A 23,691-nucleotide genomic window follows, 5' to 3' on the forward strand; every position below is an offset into this window, starting at 1 on the left:
GGCAACTACGTCATCACGTCGGGCTCCACGATGCCTTGGTCTATCACCAAGGCCGATATCACGGGCATCACCATCGCCGACGTCGACGAGTTCTACAACGGCTCGGCCTACAGCGTCAGCGTCAATACGGCGTACAGCCAGCACGGCATCTTGCTCAACGTGGCCTACACCATCACGCCCGACGGCACGGATACGCACAGCGCCGTCAACGTGGGCACCTACACGGTGACCGCCACTTTGACGCACGCCAACTACAACACGCTGCTGGTATCCAACGCCGCGAATTCGAGCCGCAAGAACGCGACCTTGACCATTCGCTCGGCCGATATCACCACCTTGTCCTTCGCGGGCAATACCACGGTGTACAACGCGGCCAACCAATACCTCTACGTTTTGGAGGGCGGCGAGGCCAAAACGGGCAGCACGGTCAACACCCAATACGGCGACAGCGTCAACGTGGTCTATTCCATCGTTGCCAGCAACGGCGGCGTGCTGTTGGACGGCGTCAACAACGGCGCCAAAGTCGTGGGTACCTACACCATCACGGTCACGGCCGGTGCGGACAATCCCAACTACAACACTTGGACGGATACCAAGGTGCTCACCATCACCAAAGCGCCCTTGCTCGACAGCACGGGCAACCCCGTGGCCATCAGCAACCTGACCGTCACCTACGACCGCTTGGCGCACGCCATCGCCGTGCTTGCCGAGGACGGCGACCATATGCAATACTACGCGTTGGACGGCGCGACCATCTCCATCGTGTACACCATCAACGGCGTCACGGGCAACAGCGCCACCGACGTGGGCGTCTACAACATCGTGGCCGTTATTTCGGCCAAGACGGGCGGTGCCGTCAACACCAACTACGACACGGCCGAGTTGTCCGCCACCCTTACCATCAACAAGGCTACGATGCACAACGTCGCCAACTACGGCACCTTCTATCTCAAGGGTACCACCCGCAATTACGACGCGCATACGTATTACCTCAACGTCAACACCACGGACGCCACCTTGCTGCAAGCGGCTCGTCTGGACACCGTATCCGTCACGCCTTTGGCCGACAGCGTCGCCAACGGCACCGATACGGCCACCGTTACCTACACCTACACCTATTCGCACGGCGCCGCGTCCAGCATCTGCCATGGCGGTACGTACACGGTAGCGGCCGTCATCTCCAACAGCAACTACAACGACGTGGTCATTGCGGCCAAGACCGTGACGGTCAACGCCGTCGCCATCGAGAACGTCTACTTGGTGACGCCCGACCTCAAAGGTACCGCGCCCGATCAATACCACTACGAGTACACCGCCAGCTATTACAGCATCGGCGTCAGCCGTAGCGCGTCTACCGCGGTGACCTCTATCGTCAACTCCGTGGCCTTGACCATCGGCGGCGTCAGCACTTCGGACGTGGCTTCGGTCGCGTATGCCTACACCTATACCGCGCCTACGTCCAACACGCCTTCGGCGTCGGCCGCCTTCACCAACAACACCATCTACAACGCGGGCACCTACGCCGTTACGGCCACCATCACCCCGACGGGCGACGCGGTGTACGACTATATCACCGCCAACCTCAACGCCAATATCGTCGTGGCGCGCGTGGCCATCACCAACATCACGTTCGCGGGGCTTACCACCGAGTACGACGGCACCGAGAAACGCGTGGCGGCCAGCGCTTCGTCCACGCAGTTGGGCGACGCCATCAACCTGCGCTACGTGGTGTCCACCACCAACCCCGCCGGTGACTACACGGTCAATCGCCTTACCGGCGTGGCCGCTACGCACGCGGGTACCTATAATATAACCCTCTACGTCAACGAGAACAGCGTGTCCAACGAGGTGCCTTACAATATCAACTACCTCGACTTCGCGTCGGTCTCGCGCACGTTGGAGATCAGCAAAGCCACCATCGGTAACCTCTTGTTCGTGGACGGCACCGTCACCTACGACGGCTCCGCCTATTGGCTCGTCCTGTGCGAGGACAGCGCCAACAAGATCAGCCGCGTGGCGCCCGCCGCCACCATCAGCGTCACGCCCGCCGGCCTCAGCCTCACCGACTCGGCCGCCGTCGCGTACACCAACAACGGCAAGACCAACGCGGGTGGTTATTCCATCGGCGTCACGGTCACCCACCGCGACTACAACACGTTGACCGCCACTGCCACCTTGACCGTCAATCCCGCCGTTATGTGGGCGAGATTGTCCACCGAGAACCTGACGCAGTTCTACTATATCGAGAGCCCCATCACGCAGTTCTACGATACCAATACCTACTTCGTCAACGTAGGCGTCAAAGCGGCGGATACCACGGGCACTTTGCTCAAGTACGTCGTGGGCGAAGATACGGTCGCCTCGTCGTTCTCCATTCGTCCGCAGGGCATGACTCTCACCCAGGCCACCGCGGCGGGCTTGTCCGACACGGCTACCGTCACCTACACGGCTTCCGGCTCCGCCTTTACGGGCGCACGCAACGCGGGCGTCTACTCCTTGCGCGCGGTCATCGCCGATCCCAACGGCAACTACGTCAGCGTCACTCTGGAGAACACGCTCACCATCAACGCGCTTAGCTTCGTCAACGGCGACACCTTGCACCCCGCAGGTTTCACCACCTTGTCCTTGACGGGTTCGGACAGCGTGCTGTACAACGCGCAGTCGCACTACGCGGCGGTCGTGGTCAACGGCGTGGCCGGCTATCTGGACAGTAGCGCCGTCACCTCGGCGCCCTTGCTCCCCGCGGACGGCAACGTGGATATCGTATACGAGTACAGCACCACCGAGAATGGCACCTACACCGCCTTCGGCGGCGTAGTCAACGCGGGCACCTACTACGTCCGCGCCTACACCGATTTGGCCGACTCCACGTTGGCCGCCAACTACGTCGCGTGGTCGCGCACGGTCGAGTTGACCATTCTGCCCGTCGAGTTCATCAACGAGTCGGGACATCTGGGTATGCTCTATCTCATCGCCAACAGCGTTCCTTACGACACCGGGACGCACTACTTGGGCGTCAGCAAGACGGCCACCGCCGTGGACGACCTCGTATCCACGTTGTACTACGAGGATCTGGGCTTGACCATTCCCGTCACCTACACCTATTCCTCGGCGGCCTTTACGGGCGCGATCAACGCGGGTACCTATGCGATCACGGCCACCATCGCCGCTTCCACCAACTACTTGGGTTGGACGGGCACCGCCAATCTGGTGGTCGAGAAGTTGACCTGGACCTCGCGCGAAGGTCACTTCGGCGCGCACTACCTGGCCGACGTCACGGCGCTCTACGATATGCGCACGCACTACGTCGGCGTCAAGAACTCCACGCAGGCCAACGACAACGACGTGCCCACCCTGACCTTCTTGGGCGGCAATATCGTGCTCACGGTCAACTACACCTACAACACCACGTCGGCCTCCGATCCCTACGCGACCGCATTCACGGGTGCGGTCAACGCGGGCACCTACTACGTCAAGGCCTCGATCACGGGCACTTCCAACTATGACGGTTGGGAAGATACGGCCGTGCTCACCATTCAGCAACTGCAATGGACGGATACGACAGGGCACTTGGGCGCTCTGTACTTCGTGGGCAATACGCTCACCTACGACACCACCACGCACGGTTGCTATCTCAGCCGTTCCAACGAGTGGAACAACGCCGACAACCTCACCAAGTCGGTGGTTTTGGCGGGCGGCACCCTCAATTTCACCGTCAGCTACACCTACACCTATCAGGAGTACCTGACCGATACGCCCACCGCTTCCGCGGCGTTCAGCCCCGTCAAGAACGCGGGTTACTATTACGTCACGGCGTCCATCGCCTCCGACGCGTACGGCAACTACGCCGCCTATAGTCAAACCGTCTTGCTCACCATCAACAAGGCCGCCTTCGGCGGCGGCGTCTTGCCCGCGTTGTACTTCAACGGTCTCACCACCAAGTACGATATGCTCGCGCACAGCATCTACGTCAGCACGACCGACGCGTACAGCACGACGGCCTTTACGAGCGTTTCGCTCCTCGCGGGCGACGGCACCGCCAATATCGTGTACAGCTACAGCCTCACCGAGGACGGCGCCAAGACCACCATCGCCACGCCTTCCATGACCAACGCGGGCACCTACTACTTCCGCGCTACCGTCAACCTGACGGGCGACAACGCCGTCAACTACGCCGCTTGGAGCCGCGACGCGCTGCTCTATATCCAAAAACTCGAGTATATCGAGGGCGAGTTGGGCGCTTGGGGCTTGCATTCGGCCACCATGCCTTTCGATACCGAAACGCACTATATGAACGTCACCACCACGGGTGCCTATTCGGATGACGCCGCCATCTTCGACGGCTACGACGTCGCGCTGGCGGGCGGCACCTTGCACGTGACCATCGGCTACACCTACGGCACCTCCGAGGGCACTTATCCCAACGCGTTCACGGGTGCCATGCACGCGGGCGTCTACTACGTCAAAGCGACCATCGCGGCCACCGCCAACTACGACGCGTTCGAGGCGACCGCCGTCTTGGTGATTACCCGTCTGCAATGGAACAATACCACTGGCCATTTGGGCAACCTCTATCTCGTGGGCGGTGGTTTGGACTTCGCCTACGACGCGGTCAACCACTACGTCACTGCCAGCCGTTCGTCTTCGGGCACCGCCACTTCCTTGCTGACGTCCGTCAGCCAAGAGTTGCCCAACCACGTCACCCTTACCTTCACCGTCAACTACAAGTACTACTTGGGCGTTGCGGGTAGCGGCAACTACGACACCACCTTCACCGCGGCCAACGATGCGGGCAACTACAACATTCGCGCCTATATCGAGGGCGGCGACGGGTACGATTGGGACGCTTGGGAAGCCACGACCACGTTGACTATCGAGAAGTTGACTTGGACGGCCGACAGCGACCCCTTGGATCCCATCTACCTCGTGGGCGGCGGCCTGAATATCACCTACGACGAGGCGCGTCACTACGTGGGCGTCGCGGCGTCCGCCGGTTCGAACAGTCCGCAGACCAATTGGAGCGTCACCCTTACGTCGGGCATCACGCAGAACTTCACCGTTGACTACACCTACTATATGGGTGCTTTGGGCAGCGGCAACTACGGCGACGAGGGCAACTTCGAGTACGCCGAGAACGCGGGCGTCTATCAAATCAAGGCGGCCATCGCGGCCACGACCAACTGGGACGCTTGGGAAGCCACGACCACCATCACCATCAACAAGATCGAGTGGACGGGCGCCAACGCTCTGTATCTCTTGGGCGGCGTCGATATCGCCTACGACGCGGTGTGGCACTACGTTTCGGTGTCGCGTTCGTCTACGGGCACGCCCACGTCGCAACTGGCCTCGGTCACCGTGACCGGCCTTACCCACGTCTTCGACGTGACGTACACCTATTACGCGGGTGCTTTGGGCAGCGGCAACTACGGTGACGACGGCAACTTCGTGCGCGCCAAGAACGCGGGCGAGTACCATGTCAAGGCGGCCATCGCGGGCAGCGTCAACTGGGACGCTTGGGAAGATACCACCACGGTCATCATTCATAAGCTTACTTGGGCGGAAGATACCGACTGCTTGAATCCTCTCGACTTGCTGGGTAGCGTCGACATCACGTTCGACAACGCCGACCACACCGTCTATATCAGCGACGGCGTGAGCAATTCGTCGGGAGATTGGACGGTTACTTTGGCATCGGGACAAACGCTCGAAATGACCGTCAGTTACAAGTACTACCTCGGCGAATTGGGCGCGGGCAGTTATTCCGCCGATTTCACTTCCGCCAAGAACGCCGGCACGTATCAAATCAAGGCGTCTATCGAGGCCGACGCCAACGGCAACTACGACGCTTGGGAAGACACGGCCACCATCACCATCCGCAAGATCACTTGGACGGGTGCGAGAGCGCTCTATCTGGTGGGCGGCGGCACCATCGTCTTTGACGGCAGTTATCACTATCTCGCCGTCGACTTCGACAGCACGGCTTCGGCCACGGCTTTGACCAATCCCATCGAATTGTCCTTGACGGGCGGCAATATCGACGTTCCCGTCAGCTACAAGTACTATATGGGCGAGTACGGCAGTTCTACCTACACCACCACGTTCGAGTCCGCCTACAACGCGGGCATCTACAACGTGCAGGCCACCATCGCCGAGTCCACCAACTGGGTCGGCTGGACGGCAGAGGATACGCTGACCATCAACAAGATTCAATGGAACGGTCAAGCGGGCAACTTCGACGATTTGAGCTTGGTCGGGGCGACGTTCACCTACGACACCACCATGCACTATATCGGCGTGTCCACGGACGGCAACTACAACGATACGACGGTCTCCACGCTCAGCTACACCATCGGTTCGGCCGAGTTCAACAATATCCCCGTAACGTACACCTACTTCAAGGGCGACAGCGGTGAGTACACCGCCGCCTTCACGGGTGCGACGAGCGCGGGCGTCTATCATATCAAGGCCACCATCGCCGAGAGCACCAACTACGAGGGCTTCGAGGATACCGCCGTCATCACCATCAACAAGATTCAATGGAACGGCACCGACCACAACTTCAGCAAGATAGCGGCGATCAACGTCAACAAGACGTACGATATGTTGGCTTCTTACGCGGCCTTCAACTATCTGGACGAAGACGACACGCTCCTCGGCACCATCAATAGCCAGACCGCGACCGCGTACTTCTATATCGCCGCCGCGTCTACGAGTTCCTTCTGCGCCGAGGCGGATTCCAACTTGTCCTTGCCGATCACTTGGTATTACAACACCACCGGTCACGGTGCAAGCGCCACCTATCCCAACGTGTTTACGTCCGCGGTCAACGCCGGTACGTATTACGTCCGCGTGGCCATGCAGGGCAACGACAACGTCGAGGGCTGGACCAGAGATATCACCATCACCATCGACCGCCTCACCTGGACGGATACGACGGGACACTTGGGCGCTTTGTATATCAAGGACAGCGTCACGCGCTACTACGATATGCATACGCACTACGTCGGCGTCACCCGCACTTCGGGCGCTTGGGTTGACAGCAGCGTCACCGAGTTGTCCGTCGTCTTGGCGGGCGGCACCCTCAACTTCACCGTCAATTACAACTACAACACCACCGGCCACGGCGTGAGCGCCACCTATCCCAACGCCTTTACGGGTGCGCTCAATGCCGGCGCGTATTACGTCGAGGCCTCCATCGCCGCCGGCGACAACTACTACGGTTGGACGGGCACTTCGACCATTACTATCAACGCGCTGACCTTTGCCGACGGCACGTTGGCCGAGGGCAAGCTGGGTGCTTTGTACTTCGATATGACGGGCACCGATACCGATAGCGACGGCTTTATCGACCGCACGTACGACAGCGTCGCTCACTATATCGCGGTCAGCAAGACGGCAGGCTGGACGGACGAGTACGTCACCTCGCTCAGTTACGCCTTGAGCGTAGAGGATACGCTGGTCGTACCCATCACATACACGATGACCTACAACACCGCGGCGGCCAACTATGCGAACGGCTTCAAGAACGCGGGCAAGTACGTCATTACCGCCACCATTTCGGACGCCAACGGCAACTATGAGACCAAGGTGTTCACCAAGCGCGTGGAGATCCTCAAGTTCGTCACCTCGGTGGTGTGGTCTTTGCCCAACAACAGCACGCACCTCACCTACAACGGCTTCACCGCGGCGGCTACGGCCACCATGCAGTTGACCGAGTTGGAAGGCTTGGTCACCTTATCCGAGCGCGTGTTCCTCGCGTCCGCACTGTCCACCGACTACAGCGGCTACACCGCGTCCAACGTCTTCCTCACCAACGAGACCGCCATCACGGTGGACGGTTCGGTGACGGATACTTTGACGGGTCTGGCCACTACCACGTTGTATCATGCGGGCACCTACGTGGTCGTCGCGTTGTTCGACGATACCAACTACGACGTCACCAACAGCAACGAACTGGTGAAGATCATCACCATCGACAAGGCCACCATCGACAAGTACCTCGTCGGCAATACCCTCACGTACGACGCCAACCGTCACTATGTTAAGGTATCCGACACGGCGGCGTGGCTGGACGAAGCGGTGACGAGCAATACCATCGCGTTGCTCGGTACGGACACGGCGACCGTCGTGTACACCATCACGACCACCGACGGCACCCTGATCTCGGGCGTGCTCAACGGCGCCAAGAACTTCGGTACGTATACCATCAGCGCCACCATTACGCCCGCCGCCGCCGTAGTCGACGACTACTACGCCTGGTCCAATACGGCCACCTTGCGCATCGACAAGCGTCAACTCATTCTCACGCCTACTCTCAACACCGAGACCGATTGCCGTACGCATACCGATTTGAACGTTGACGGCGTGTGCGACGTGTGCGGTAAGACCATTCCCGCAAGCGCTTGCGCCATTCACAAGGACGACAACTTCGACGGCGTGTGCGACGTGTGCGGCGCAGACGTATCTTGGAACAAGATCTATGACCGCTCCACCGCCTACAACACCTTTACCGTCAGCGGTTGGCAAGGCTCGGACGACACGTTGGCCGTCATGACCGCCGCCTACCTCAATATGAACGCGGGCAACAACAAGAACATTCAATTCACGTTGTCCGACCGCGAGGGCGTGGCCGCTGCCGACAGCATCGTCAACAACTACACGTGGAACAACGTCACGGGCGCCTATATCTTCCGCAAACACCTCTTGCTCAACACGTCGCTCGTATGGACGAAGACGTACGACGGCACCACCACGGCCGTGCCCACTTTGGCGGGTACGCCCATCGTGGATTTGAGCGCCGTGCTCGTCAGCGGCTACACCATTTGCGCGGGCGACGAAGTCACCTTGGGCGCCAACTACGACAGCAAGAACGTCAACGACGTCACCAAAGTCGTGTTCTCCATCATCGGTAGCGACAACTACTATATGGACGACATCGTGCAAAGCAACCTGATCGGCGTGCTCGACACGTCCCTCGTTTGGTATCAAACCACTATCGAGTACAACGGCGTCAACCGCGAGAACACTTCCGACAACGCCAATACGCACGTCACTTTGGATTTGCTCGGCGACGATATCACCACCTACGGCGGCAGCACGCTCCTCGTCGATCTGGTGTACTATCAAGTGCTTGCCAACGATTCGGTGGGCGCCGTGGTGCCTTACCGCAACGCGGGCAACTACGAGATCCGCGTACAAGACGCGCACTTCACCACGAGCGGCAGCTACTGCTTCTTGGACGGCAACTATCGCATTCCCCTCGCTCAATTCACCGAGCGTTGCACCATCAATCCCAAACCCGCCACCGTCGAGTGGCAGGTTGTCGGTGCGCCCGGCGAGTTGACCGGTGGCTCGATGGTCTACAACGGCAATCCGTTCACTTTGACCTTGCGCGTTGGGGTGGTCGGCGACGACGTCACCAACTTCGCGGACGAGGGCAATTATATCAACCTCCAGATCCTCACCGAGACGGACGATTCGGATACGATGAACGGCGTCGTGCTGATGCGCGGCGAAGAGCGTATGTACTCCTTCGAGAACGCGGGCAACTACAATATCATCGTCGTGCTCAACGCCTACGACAGCACCAACGACGTCACCTTGGGCGCCAACTATTCGCTCAGCGCATCGACGCGTATCGAGAATATCGCCAAAGCGCCCATCGCGCAATACTTCAAGTTCGAGAACGTGTTGCACGAGGCGACGGGCGCCTTCGACGCCAACGAATACTACTTGGTGTACAACAGCGAGGCGCAAATGTACGAAATGGTGGATATCGACGCCTTCGAGCCGGGCGTGACCTACTATGTGCTGGACGACGTGCAACACTTCACCTATTACACCGGCTTCTATCGCAATTTCTACGCGGTCGCGGGTAACGCGGCGGAGAGCTATCACTACGTCAACGACGGCGTGTGGGATCAAGAGCTTGCGCTCTATTATCCTTACGACGTCACCACGCCTATCGTCGTGGAATACAGCGGCGGCGAGTTCATTCGTCACCACGCGTCCGCGACGGGCTTCGCCACGGGTGAGAACGGCGTGCGCAACGCGGGCGTCTATCATATCGAGGCCAACGTAGTCGAACAAGAGAACTACTACGGGTGGCACGGCGATATCTATGTCGTCATCGAAAAGGGCGTTATCGACAACCTCTACTACGCGGATCGTCTGGTGGACGGCTCGGGCAACCCCCTGATCTACAGCGGTCAGGAATACGCCGTGTACGTCAAGCAAGGCTCCGCGGGCTACAACACCGAGAACGTCGCCGTGTACTATCCCGACAGCACCCAAGCGGCCATCGCCTACCGCCTCGAACAATTAGAGGCCGCGGCCGACCTCACCACCGCCAACGTGACTGCCGGCACCGCCACTTGGGTGGTGGACGGCTCGGGCAATCCCGTGCTCCTGACGGGTGCCGACGCGTTCGCCATTGACGCGGCCGGCTACGACGAAGTGGGCGTCTATCGCGTCACCGCTTCTATCCTCGGCGAGCAGAACTACGAGGATTGGACGCGCGTCGCCTACTTGCGCATCGTCAAGTACGACACGTCCGTCTTGTGGGAGGGCTACGATATCCTTGCCGCGCAATGGAAAGGTCTCGAGCAGGTCACCTATACCTACAACGGTATCGACCAAGCCGACCATATCCGCGCCAACATTCGTTTGATGGAGCGCGACGCGGACGAAGAGACGGTCAGTCTGAACGTATTGGTTTCGCCGACGGAGTATTACGCTACCGGTTATTTGCTCAACAACGGCAACGCCAACGAGTTCCGCTTGGCGGGCGACTACGACTTGGGCGTCAGCTTCGAGGAAGGTTCCATCAGCAGTTCCAGCCGTATCACGCGCAACTACAGCATTTCGGGCGCCACGGGCGAAGTCACGATGAACAAGTACGCGGTTAGCGTCACCTGGTACCTCAACGGCAACAGCACCTACGACCCCGACAATCCGCCCGTGTACGACAGTATCGCGCACAACATCACCGCCATCGGTCGTGGCGTGCGCTACGCCAACGGCTTCAAGAACGGCGTGCAGACCTTTACCTACAGCGATATCGGTTTGCAAACGGATAAAGATCAGGGCGGCGTGTGGTCGGCTGCCGCGGCGGGCGCGTACGAATGCCACGTCTTGGGTATCTCCACCACGTCCAAAGAGCGTATCGTCTACTATAGAGCCGACGGCTCGCACGTGGACTACGACTACTGCGCCTACGACTACAACTACGAGCTGTCCGAGTCCAACCGTTCGCTCACTTGGTCCATCGCCAAACGTCAACTGTCGGTGGACGTCGGTGAAAGCGTGGAAGAACTCGTCAAGTATTACGACGGATTGTCCCGCTTCGAATTCAGTTCGTCCGACGGCAGCAACGAGTCGCATTACTCGCAACAAATGGACGAGTACGATCTGCCCGTCACCATCAGCCGTAACGGTCAGGTCATTCACGTGTACGACCAAGTCGGTACGGCCACGGTGAGCGGTTTCGTCGAGGGCAGCAACAGCATCGCCTATTCTATCCGAGGCATCCTCGAGAACGATATAGGCAACAGATTCCATTGCAACAAGTGCGGTTTCATCTACTACTCCACCGCCACCAACAACTACAGCTATGAGTCCGGAGACGACGTTATCAACGCCATCATCGCCAGCGGTACCGGTTGGGGCGACGTGCCCGACAACTTCGAGTGCCCGCAATGTAAGGCGCAATCCGCGGCCCGTGCGAAAGCACTCATTCGTCAGTTGGAGAACTTGGGCTACAAGAATACCGAGATGGATGCCAATATCGCCTTTATCCGCGCTCCGCAAATCGTGGATATGTTGGTCGACGCGTATAGCGAGCTTGGCAATAGCGACGCCGAGATCGAAGAGAAATACGTCTTCGCCATGGCCGCTTACAATATCTATCGCTTGCTGGACGAGGACGTCCGCGCGCTGTGCAAGGCGTCCGAAGTGCGCATTTATACCAACCTGTGCGACGAATACGGCGCCATCTACCTCATGCTCGAGCGTTTCCGCACCGCCGTCGAAGCGGCACAGACCGTTTACGACGCGGAGTTGGGCGAAGACGTAACTCGCGAGCAGAATATGCTCTATCGTGAAATCGCGGGCTACTACGAGATGCAGGGCATCATCGGCGATTTGCAGGCAGTCGTGTCCGCTATCTTCGCCACCAAGACCATAGATGACGACGACTATTACGATTGGGAGCAAATCAACGGCAGCCTTACCACCATGGGCACCTCGCTTGCCGGCATTTTGACGCAAATGAACAACGGTTGGAACACGGCGTTTGCGAGTTATTTCTCCACGCACGGCGGTTCCGGCGCAGAGTATGACGCCTTGACCAACGAGGAGAAGGAAGAATTGCGACAAGCCAAGATGATCGAGGCCGACACGCAATGGTTCTTGGACAACGTGCTCTATTCGGCGTCCATCAACGATATCGACCGCGTGCTGTCCTTGTACTATCGCTGGACCAATATGACCACGGCGCAAAAGAATTCGCCCGAAATCCGTAACGTCGAGCCTTACGTCACGGCTTGCGTCCGCAACTTGGGCAACATCATCAGCGAGATGATCGACGCTATCGAAATCACCGACGACTTGATGAAGTTCGACGCCATAGTCAACGCGTACGATTTGGCCAAGGCCGTCTACTACTACGACAAGTACTATACGGTTATGTACGAACTCTACGGCGCAGAGGCGTCCTCGTATATGTATATGTTTATGTCGCAACCTTCGGTAGAGAAGGTAGGCGCCAACCGCAATATGTACGAGGATATGCTCAACGCCAACAAGAATCCCGATATGCGCATGACCGAGGAGAACGTCTATGCGGCGCTTATCAACTTCAACGCGTTGCATCAGACGGGGCTGGACGTCATCAGCGAAATGGCGCCCTATATTCTCCGCGCCATGCACCAGGTCATCGGCGATCGCTACGACGCGTTGATGGCCGAGTACCATATCGGCGAGGACGACACCTATGCCAGTTACGCCGCTTGCTTGGCGGCCAAAGCCTCCGATATGTTCGCTTCGGAGTACACGCTGGCCGACAAGAGCAAGCGTACGCCCTTCCTCAAATTGGTCGTCGAGACGCGTTATCTCGCTACGATGCTCACGTGGTGCGCCGCGTTGGAGCCTTACGACAGTACCTACTACGCCGAGAAGTTCGACGGGTCGCTGTGCACGCGCATTGAGGATATCAACGAGGATTTGGACGACTTGTCCGTCACCAAAGTCAACGTCGAAAAGTTGCTTGCCAACGTCGAGTACTTCGAGAGTTATATGGGCAGCTTGTACGACATCACGGGCGCGCGCTTGGTGTACGACGTCTACACGGCGGCCAACCCCGGCGATCCCGCGGCGATACCCTCTCGTTTCACCGACTATGAGGACAGCTACTTCGACGTTTACAACTCATACTATATCAACAGAGCCGAGCTCAACAAGGCGTCGTTGTCCCGCAGCGACGTAACGTACATCGTCGAATTGCAACAGGCTTACGACAAAGCGTCTCCCTTCCAGAAGACGCAACTTGACGTCAGCGTTTTGTCCATGGTTTTGCGGTACTTTGGCGTGTACAGCATTGATTTGGTGCGCACGACGCCCGATGCGGAGAGGCTGGTAGACAATGCCAAAGCCGCCTTCTATTCGTTGAGTCCCAGCACGCAAGCCCAAGTCGGTTACTTGCAGAACCTGCTCTATCGCGTGGAGGCCGACCTCGTCATTCTGCGTATGCAAATGTACAACCGAGCGAACGATATTCGCGCATATCTGCGCGGTATATACGCCTACGATAGGTACTACTATAGCAACGAAGGCGTTCAGGATATGGTTATCGATAGCGGCGTCAAAGATACGTGGGACAACAGAAGCAACGAGCTGAAAGACGGCACGTTGGTCTTGTCCGACGTGACGAGCACCATCGGCAGCCTCTACACCCAATACGAGACGTTGTTGGAGATTTCGCCCTTGTACTTCTACGAAGAAGTCGCCGCCATTCTGGTGTATTGCGATATGTTCAACGTGACCTTGTCGTCCGATAATCAGACCAAATTGGACGCCATGGCTTCCGCCGCTTCGACCTGGGCGCTGGCTTACTATACGGCGATAGCCGAAGAGGACGCGTCCTTCCTGACGCAGGCCGCCATTACTTCGGCTTGGAGTTTGCTGCGCATTGCCGGTAGCGGTTTGAACTACTACGAAGCGATGTACTATATGTCCGACGACTACGAAGACTTCGCAAGTTACGTCTACCAGACCTCGCTGTTCACCGAGGCGCAGCGCACGGCCATCGTCGACAAGTACGACGAATTGTGCACGTTTATCCACGACGAAGCCATATCGCCCAAGTCCAACTTCACCGCGGACGGCGAGAGCATCGATATGCGGCCGCAGAACATCACGTTCAAGAACGCCCTCGGTATAGAAACCGCCAACGTCTCGGCCACCAACGCCGACGTCAACTGGAACGATATCCACAACGACAACTATACCATCCAGACGGATATTCATACGGGTACCACGGGTAGCACCAACGTGCCCGCCGTCATCCGTCCCATGCCGCTCGTCGTGTCCATCGGCACGCCTACGACCACGCAGTATTACGACAATACGACCGTGTTGTTCGAGATGGACGCGACCAATCACGTGTACACTTCGGACGGTACCACGCAGGATCCCGAGGTGGATGGCAGCATCGACAGCGACGCTTGGACGGGTGGTATCGCCAACGTCGTGCAACGGTTCGACAGCGCCGGCAATATCATCGACGAGCCGCGTACCGCGTTGATTTTCGGCAACTACTTCGAAGGCGTCGTGACCATCGCGGGATACAACTATCAAAACGACTTCGTTGCCAAGGTCAAGGACGCGTCCTACGACACCAAGCACCGCTTCGTGTTGCGCCGTCTGACGGACGCTTTGGGCAATCCGTTGATGGACGAGGACGGCTACTATATCTACTTGCGTACGTTGGACGCCGAGGGATACAGCAACTATGCGGTGTACGTCCAGATGGACGAATCGTACGAGTATAGAGCCGAGGAGTACGATTCGAGCGATCCGTCCACCGATCAAGGCGTTTACGTGCCCGTGATGAACGGCTACGACGAGTATTACAATCCCAACTACGTCGATTACACCATCAACGAGCGTCCGCTCGAGTTGACCTACAACAACCTGTTGCAGAGCTGGCAGGCCACGCCGCAGGATATCACCGTCAACAGCGTGTCCGATCCTTTGGCGGGCACCGCGGCGCAAGACCTCACGTCTTCGCAATTCACGGCGTTGCTGACGGCGGACGGTATGCTGGTAGCGGGCAATATTCCCAGCAGCGTTATCCGTGTGTACAACAACTGGGAGGACGATATGGGTATCGTAGGCACCTACAACCGTATCGACGGCGAGGAAGACGATTCCACCGCTCCGTTGTTCGTCAACATCGTCAACCAACGCAACCGCTACAATTACGCCATCAATATGCCCGTACTGCAAATCCTCTATCTGCAGATACAAGACTCCATCAACTACGTACTCAAGGTATACACCGCGATGGATCTTATCAAGATGGGCGACGACTTGCAAGGCTTGTATGACGCGCGTCACGATCCGTACGCGCCGGTCGGCAAACTGCCCACTATCAACCAGCAGAACGATATCGATTGCATCGGTGATATCGGCTACTATATTATGGAGCGCGGCGGCGCCTTGGAAGGCACCTACGACGGCGGCAACCACACCATTCGCAACCTGATGCTCGCGTGCAACGGTTTGTTCGCCGAGTTGGACGGTACGGCGGGCGGCGGCATTATTCGCAACCTCAATATCGTCAACGCGGTGCAAGTCAGCCGCAACGACACCACCGCGGGTATCTTGGTCGGCGAGATGAACGGCGGCACCATTCTCAACGTGGCGGTCAACGGTTACGTCTATGCCGATAGAGGTGCGAACCTCTCCGTGGGCGGCGTGGTCGGCACGGCCACCGACGGCACGTTGGGCACCGTCAGCTTCGTGGGCAGAGTCAAAGGGTATTCGCCCTCGAACAACGTCACGGCGGGCGGTATCACGGGTACGATGACTTTGTCCGAAGACCTCGAGGATGATGCCAACTTGTACAACAACGTGTACTCCTTCGCCACCGTGCAGGCTCGAGTGGAACACGTAACCGGCGGAACGGATGACACCGTTGCCGTGGCGGGTGCCCTCGTGGGTAGCCTCGTCAATGAGAAAGGTTTGGCATACACCACTTGGGCTACCAACGTCGACTTCCTTGCCGACGCCAATACGTGCGCTACCGAGCAATACGAGAATGTGGAGACGATCGTTGACGAAACGCCGACCACGGTCAAGACGCTCACCGGTGTGTCCTATGCGTTCGGCACCCTTGGTATCGGCAGCGACAGCACCACCTCGGGCGGTACGACGTACGATCAAATGAAGGCCAATACGTCGAGTGCGTACTACGGCGTAGTCGCCACCCGCGTACGGAATTATCTCATGCGCGACTGGTACTTGGGCGCCGGCAATTATAGCGTCAGCGGTCGACTCGGCGATACGCTCGGTACCGAGGATAACCACTATGTCGTTACGAATTACAGGCAAATGCAACTCTTCCGCTGGATGCCGTGGCTTACCTACTACTTGCCGAGCAACAGCATCTATCTGCCGTACGTATGCGTACACGACAGCGAGTATACGGTGCACGCCATCGTCACGCCCGCCGCTTATGGTCTCTATAGCGAGGGCGTCAATCGCATAACGATACAGTCCATCAAGGGCTTCGACGGCACGAGGCGACAAGCCAACGTCTTCGCCAAGACGGTCAGTGCGGAGTAAGGAGGATATGACTATGAAGAAGTTGAATATCAAAAATCCTCGTATGTTAGCGTTTTTAACCACCGGACTTGCTCTGTTGGTAGCCATCATCACGTCGTCTATCGCCTGGTTCACCGCCGCGGGTTCCGCTACCGTCTCCACCAATGCCTTGACGCTCACCGCCAAGGATAGCGCGGCGATGTTGATAGAGGTGCCCGATCTTGCCGCCGAATACGAGCGGTATATGGGCGAAACGGGTACGGAGTACGACGGAGAGGACTCTCCTTATCTTGTGGAGTATACGCCCGTCATCATAGAGTATTCAGAGGACGAGAATTCGGCGGGTAAATACCTTACCTATTATTTCGACGCCGACACTTCATATATTCAGCGTGTTATTCAAGGCAGCGCGCCCATCACTTTCACCTCGGACGATTTGTGGGATAATTTCACGATGAATCTGGTGGAATTGTCTTTGCGCGTAGACGAGAACGAAGAGCCCGTTTTGGACGAAGAGGATAATGAGATATACGACCCCACCGGCGTGGAGTATTACGGCGAAAACGGATACTTCCGCAAAGTTGGAGACGGCACTTTGCTGCAACTTACCCCCGGCAAGCACGTGTACTCCCTCAATATCTATTTCCAAGGGGACGTGGGGTATCATTTGCTGCAAGCCACGCATGCGGACATCGACGACGAATATACGTTCGATTATTGCGACGAGTTGTTTATGTTCGCCACTTTCCACCTCAACGCCACCTTCAACATGGTGGATTTGCACAATTTGGTGTTGTCCGGATCGCATATATACGATGGTTCCTATAACACAATCGATTCTCATTCCATCGCTTTCGACGGTTCGGGTGGGACCAACGTTTCTATGAACTTCACGGGGTTCAGCTTGCAAAAAGCGGACGGAACGTACGAGATTCTCCGCGTGCCCGAACTGCTCGACGACGGCAACGTGGATTACGCCTACTATTTTAAGGATTGGATCTCGTCCTATACCGATGATGAGGACGTTACGACCTATTATCACTATCGTGCCACCAAGGCCAACGGCACCCCCGACAGCGTGGTTACTTTGTCCATGCGTCCTTTGCGCGGCGCGACGGAGACGCTCTCTTCCTGTTGGGGCGAAAGTTACGTATTGTCGTTCGGCAACGTCGTGGACGCGGTCGACGAGTGTTACGTTCGTCCCCAAGGGGCGTACTATCCCAACGCGGGCTATTTGACCTACGTGCCCGGCACCAAGTCGCTGTCCGTCAACAACCCGCGCGGCGGACAGGTCAGCGCCTCCAACGCGGCGGGTACGTCGAGCGGTATATCCAATACGATTCCCGCGCCCGAGCGCGAGGGGTATCGCTTCTTGGGGTGGAGTCTTACCGAGCCCGCCTCGGATTACGCGGCGGACGACGACGTCAGCGGTTTGACGTATGCCTTTACGTCGGGCAATAACTATCGCTACGACTTTGGGGCGTCGGGCAACGGGCACGACCTCACCCTCTACGCGGTGTGGCAAGAGTTGGGCGTCAACGTCACCTTCGTGGTGGACGGCACTTGGGGTCATAACTACGCGACGGTCGTGGGCGACCATATCACCTACAAGGGCGTCAATTACGACTTCGATAACAACACCGTCACGCTGGAGTTGCCCAAACATACCGATTTGCGCACCGTGCTTGCCTATGGCGAGGCTACGAAGGGTGTGGCCGATCCCATTGACTTGACGCTCCGTGCTTGGAATTACTACGATGCCGATTCTCTGCAATACTTCGCGGTAGACGGCGACTTCGACCTCACCGAGGACGTTACCGTGTACGCTATGTGGAATCAACGCGCGGTTATTACGCTTACTTTGGATATCAATATGTACAGCAGCGCCATTCTATACAACTACGGTACTTTCGAGATCGATTCGCCGAGGAACATCGAACATTATTCCATCAAGTTCGACGATGGCAATATCGAAGGCTACTCGGGTGAATTCAGCGACGAGAACAGACACAACGTCACGGTTACCATGCTCGAAGGGATGACAGTCGGTGACCTTAATATCAACGTGCAGTGGCATAGACACGGTAGCGGACTCGGTACCAACGATTTCGAGGGTTGGTACGAAAACGCCAACAACGATATGACGACGACCTCTTGGTCAAGTATCACCAACCCCAATGCTGTCAAGCACAATACGTCCACAGCGCTTACGGGTAATCTCACATTGTATGTACGCTTCAGGTAATGGTGCAGAAAATGTGAAATGTAGATGATAATTGATTAAAAGTACATAATAATTATGTGCTTTTAGAGAAAAGAATGGTATAATGAGGCTATGAAGACGGCGAAAATAACGCACTTTATCATAATGGGTATGGTGACAGCGGCATTGATTGTCGCTGTCATAGCCTATTCTCTTGCCTGGTTCCAGGTGGACGTCGCCACGCCATACACCTTCAACATTCATGCCAACGGCGTCTTGTACGTCTACGTGGACGCCGAGATTATGGACAACGACTCGCCCTTGGTGCCCGCCGTCGCCATTCCCGGCGCCATTCAGGAGGGCTTGCCCTACGACGTGCTCACCGTCTACAATGCAGGCGACGCCAATCCCAGTTATATCCAAAAGGTCGCCAGCGTCACCTCTGTCAAGGGCAAGTTCGGCGTCAATAACGAGGGCTATGCTTACGACAAAATCCCCCTCCCGCAGGACGAGGACGGCTATACGCTCTATCCTAAATTGAGTAGTAATGGCAGTATCATATGGAATAATGATGCCGATCATAGTCAAGGTTGGCAACAAAGAAGGAAACCTATTGCGTGGTCGGATGGAGGCGCTGAAATAGAATGGAGTAAGGAACCTGATTATGAGCCGATGTTGAATGAACACGATGCTATTCAGTGGAATGAAAGCACAATCGAATTGGTGCAAAACATAATAGAACAAGGCGATACGCCTGATTATTCCCCATATTTAGGTGAAGCGTATTGGAATTGCAGAACGGTCGTTCGTGAAGGTTCTTCCGAATGTACCGTGCACTTGTCTATGCGCTTCAAAGCGTCGGACGACAACACGATCAACGACTACTACGATCCCATTGATTTCTCCATTCGTCGACTGTACATTACCCGTACGGATGAGGAGATCGCCGAGGGCGTGGGCATGGGTGCTATGTACGGCAACTCGGGCGTGCCTTTCGTGGAACAGTCCGCCGACAAGTCTACTTGTACCTATCTGATGTACGGTTCGGAAGAGTTCTATCTGCACGCAGAGGTGTACCTCACGCAACCCGACGAGTTGATGAATCCTATTTTGCGCGGTAAGCCCGTGTATATGGTCGTTGCCATATCCGTTGAGGTGACTCAATTTGGTGAAAATGGCGGAGAGGAGCCGGAGGGATCGGGAACATGAAGAAGTTTTTGTTGATTTGGACGATAATACTCGTCGTTGCGGCGGTAGCGGTCACGTTGACCACTACCTCTTTGGCTATTTGGCAGCGTAACGACCACGCCAATACCTATATCCGCACGCCCATTACGGACGAAAACCCCTCTTTGAAATATCAAATGTACGTGCCCGTGCTCTCCTCGGGCGAGAGTAGTTCCACTACCAGCAGCGCGTACACGCGTGCCGCGGGTAGTTTCTCCGTGTTGTCGGACGTCTATTCTTACACGCTGTCCGACGCTTCCCAGGCAGAGGACGTCGTGGGCTTCTCTTTGGCCGGCTGGTACGGAGGCGTGGCGTTGGAATATATCGAGATTCCCGCCGAGGTCACGGTTACGGTCAACGGCACGGCTATGACCAAGCCCGTCGTGCGCGTTAAGCCCGAGACGGACTATGCCGATTACTCGTTCGGCGGCGTCAATACCGCCATCACCGATATCATCATCGGCGGCAATGTCATCGAGGTCACCACGGGTGCGTTTTACGGTATGGAATATCTCCGCAACGTTACGTTGCTCGAAGGAGCCTCCCCCGTCTATTTGTACCCCTATTGCTTCGGTGGTTGCCCCAATTTGGTCGGCGTTGACAATCAGCGCACGAATCCCACGGGGTGGAGCACCTCTATGATTATGGCCGGCAGTTCCCCCATTCAATAGTATGACCACGAAAGAGTCTTCCGAGTCGACCACCGTTCGGTTCAATCAACGCAAGCGAACGATCCTTCTTATCGTTATCATCGTCGTCGCCGTCGCCGCTTTGGGCGTTGCCATCGGTCTGACGGCGTATTTCGTTGCGCGCAACAATCGCACCGTCACCATCACGTTCAATACCACCGTCGCCGAGGTGGAGCCCATCACCGTCAAATGGGGTGAGGTGCCCGAATTGCCCGTATTGACGCAGGAAGGCTACGAGTTCTTCGGTTGGTACACCGAGGACGACGTTTTGGTCGACGAGGCCTTTTTTGCCGATTTCGATTATTTGACGGACCTTGTTCTGCATCCCGTATGGCGCGTCGTCGACGCGGTTACGGTCACCTACGTATCCCGAGGGGGCACGAACGTTGAGCCGCTCTCCGTTCCGCGCGGTTATACCAAGAGCGTGGCGGGGCAGACCGAACGCGACGGCTTCTATTTGTTGGGCTGGTGCTTCGACGAGCAATGCCTCAATATGTACTATCCCGAGGAGTACGTCGTCAATAGCGATATTACGCTCTACGCCAAGTGGTTACCGCGCAATCTCGGTGAGGACGTGGTCGGCACCATCAATTACAACACGATGGGCGGCGAGCAAGTCGACGCCGTCACTTTGTCGTTGGGACAAGCCGTTGCGCTCGCCGACGTGCATCGCGAGGGCTATGCTTTCGTCGGTTGGTACAGCGACAAGGACTACACCTATCCCGTAGACTCGGATATTTTGCTCACGCAGTCTTGCGTGCTGTACGCCAAATGGGCGCCCAACGACGACGTCTTTACCATCGCGTTTTCCCTGCCCGTCGGCGCACCTTCCATGGAATCCGTGCGGTACCGTTACGACGCTTTGGTGCGCGAAAGCGATTTCCTCGCACCGTCGTGGGAAAGTCATCGCTTGGTCGGCTATTTCGCCGACGAGAGTTTTTCCGAACGCGTCAAGTTTCCTTTGCACGTTCGCAGCGACCTTACTATTTACGTGGCGTACGAAAAGGAGGGCGACCTCGTCAACACGGTCACCTTTGCCTTGTACGACGACGTCGTCACCGTGCAGACGTACGCTTTGGGCACCACTTTGGTCGATTGGACGCCTTCTCGCGAGGGCTACGTGTTTGACGGGTGGTATTCGGACGAAGCGCGTACGCACTCCATCGATTTGGACGTCACGCCCACGTCGGACGGTCTCATCGTCTATGCGGGGTGGATTGCCGAGAGCGATTTTGCCGACGACGCCATTCTGTACGAGATATCCTCGGATGGTACCTATGTTTCGGTCGCCGGGTTAGTAGACCGCAGTATCGAGCGTGTGACGATACCCGATGAGTTCCGAAATCTACCCGTGCGTGAGATAAGCGAGCGTGCTTTTTACGGCTGTATGTTCACGAGCGCGGAGATCGGACAAAACGTGCAATCCATCGGCGCCAACGCGTTTTCGGACAATAACTTTTTGGCAGGTATAACGTTGCCCGCAGGCGTCACGTCGGTCGGGCAAGAGGCATTTGCACGATGCTCGCAGCTGGCGTCCGTCACCGTCGCGGGCATAGCGCAATTAGGAGACGGCGCGTTCCGCGAGTGTGCTCTTTTGCAGACCGTTTCGGCGCAATTCGTCAGTCGCGTGGGGTTAGACGCTTTCCGCGGTTGTACCTCTCTTTCGAGCGTTGACGTAACCTACGTCGGCGTCATAGAGAGCCGCGCTTTCCGCGATTGTACTTCCCTTTCGGACGTTCGTTTGGCCGGCGGCGTTTTGGCCGAGATCCCTTCCGATTGCTTCTCAGGTTGCACGACGTTGTCCATCGTCAATCTCCCGTCGTCCGTCAAAACCATCGGCTACAATGCCTTTGCCGACACGTCCATCGTTGAGTTCGACACCAAAGGGTGCGAGCGCGTCAGAAGCGGCGCGTTCCGTGGGGTGAAGACGCTCGTGCGGTTCAAGATAGGCGCGGCGCTTCAAGAGTTGGAAGTCGGTGCTTTGGCGGAGACGTTTGCCCTGCAAGCCTATGTCGTCGACGCCGCCAATACCGTTTACAGCGCCATAGACGGTGCGCTCTACGACAAGGCGGGGACGACGCTGTACGCCGTTGGGGGCGGGGAAACGTGCACTATTAGCGCTTCGGTAGACGATATCTATCTTACCGCTTTCCTCTATGCCAAACAACTCAAAAACGTCGTGGTCGCCGCCGACAACGCCAAGTATAGTTCGGTGGACGGCGTGCTCTATACCAAAGACGAGAAGACCTTGCTTTGCTATCCCGCGGGGCGCACGGCCAAAGCGTATCTCGTGCCCGACGGCACGCTCACCGTCAACAGCGCGGCGTTTGCCTATAACGATTACGTGGAAGAGATTACCTTGCCCGCCGAGCTGATGACCGTGTCGCAATGGGCGTTTTACGAGTTGCCCGAACTCAATACCATTCATTGTATGGGCGACGTGGTCATTCCCGAAGGAGATATGGGCGCCGTGTACGCGTGCCCCAAGGCCGTGGTCACTCGCGAAGAATAGGCGCGACTCGACGAACCGCGCGAAGCGGCATAGACCGTCGCAACGTTTCAAGAAAGGTAACAAAACCCCCGAACAAGGTAGCAAAAACCCCCGAACATTGAAGTGAACCCCATTTGGGACACTCAATAAAAAAACGGACAAAGAATACTTCCTATGGTACAATAGCCGTAGGAGGTATTTTTATATGGCAAGAAAAGGACAAAAGTTTAACAAGTATACTGTTGAGTTTCGGCAGC

The 23,691-nt window shown here is 57.1% G+C and carries 5 protein-coding genes (1 of these 5 cut by a window edge); all 5 read left to right on the forward strand.

Features of this window, described 5'->3' with window-relative positions:
* Positions 1–16,845 carry the 3' end of a starch-binding protein gene (locus II896_07385; GenBank protein ID MBQ4444458.1) on the forward strand. It extends 20,724 nt beyond the left edge of the window, so 16,845 of the gene's 37,569 nt are visible here — the last part of the coding sequence; the start codon falls outside the window, past its left edge; the stop codon is at positions 16,843–16,845.
* Positions 16,846–16,858: 13 nt separating this feature from the next.
* Positions 16,859–19,069: a hypothetical protein gene (locus II896_07390; protein MBQ4444459.1), complete on the forward strand. Its 2,211-nt coding sequence runs from the start codon at positions 16,859–16,861 to the stop codon at positions 19,067–19,069.
* A 90-nt stretch (positions 19,070–19,159) separates the two neighbouring features.
* Positions 19,160–20,236: a hypothetical protein gene (locus tag II896_07395; protein MBQ4444460.1), complete on the forward strand. Its 1,077-nt coding sequence runs from the start codon at positions 19,160–19,162 to the stop codon at positions 20,234–20,236.
* On the forward strand, positions 20,233–20,925 hold the full coding sequence (locus II896_07400; protein ID MBQ4444461.1) for a hypothetical protein: 693 nt from the start codon (positions 20,233–20,235) through the stop codon (positions 20,923–20,925). Before II896_07395 ends, II896_07400 begins: the two co-directional genes overlap by 4 nt.
* Before the next feature lies 1 nt (position 20,926).
* Positions 20,927–23,455, forward strand: coding sequence for a leucine-rich repeat protein (locus II896_07405; protein MBQ4444462.1), 2,529 nt, complete (start codon positions 20,927–20,929; stop codon positions 23,453–23,455).
* Positions 23,456–23,691: the final 236 nt, after the last annotated feature.

The organism is Clostridia bacterium (assembly GCA_017394805.1).
Taxonomy (GTDB): Bacteria; Bacillota; Clostridia; order Christensenellales; family CAG-1252; genus RUG14300.

Excerpts from the sequence above, each read along its gene's own strand:
- II896_07400 (MBQ4444461.1), top strand. The coding sequence starts at position 20,233 with ATGAAGAAGTTTTTGTTGATTTGGACGATAATACTCGTCGTTGCGGCG.
- II896_07405 (MBQ4444462.1), top strand. The coding sequence starts at position 20,927 with ATGACCACGAAAGAGTCTTCCGAGTCGACCACCGTTCGGTTCAATCAA.
- II896_07395 (MBQ4444460.1), top strand. The coding sequence starts at position 19,160 with ATGAAGACGGCGAAAATAACGCACTTTATCATAATGGGTATGGTGACA.
- II896_07390 (MBQ4444459.1), top strand. The coding sequence starts at position 16,859 with ATGAAGAAGTTGAATATCAAAAATCCTCGTATGTTAGCGTTTTTAACC.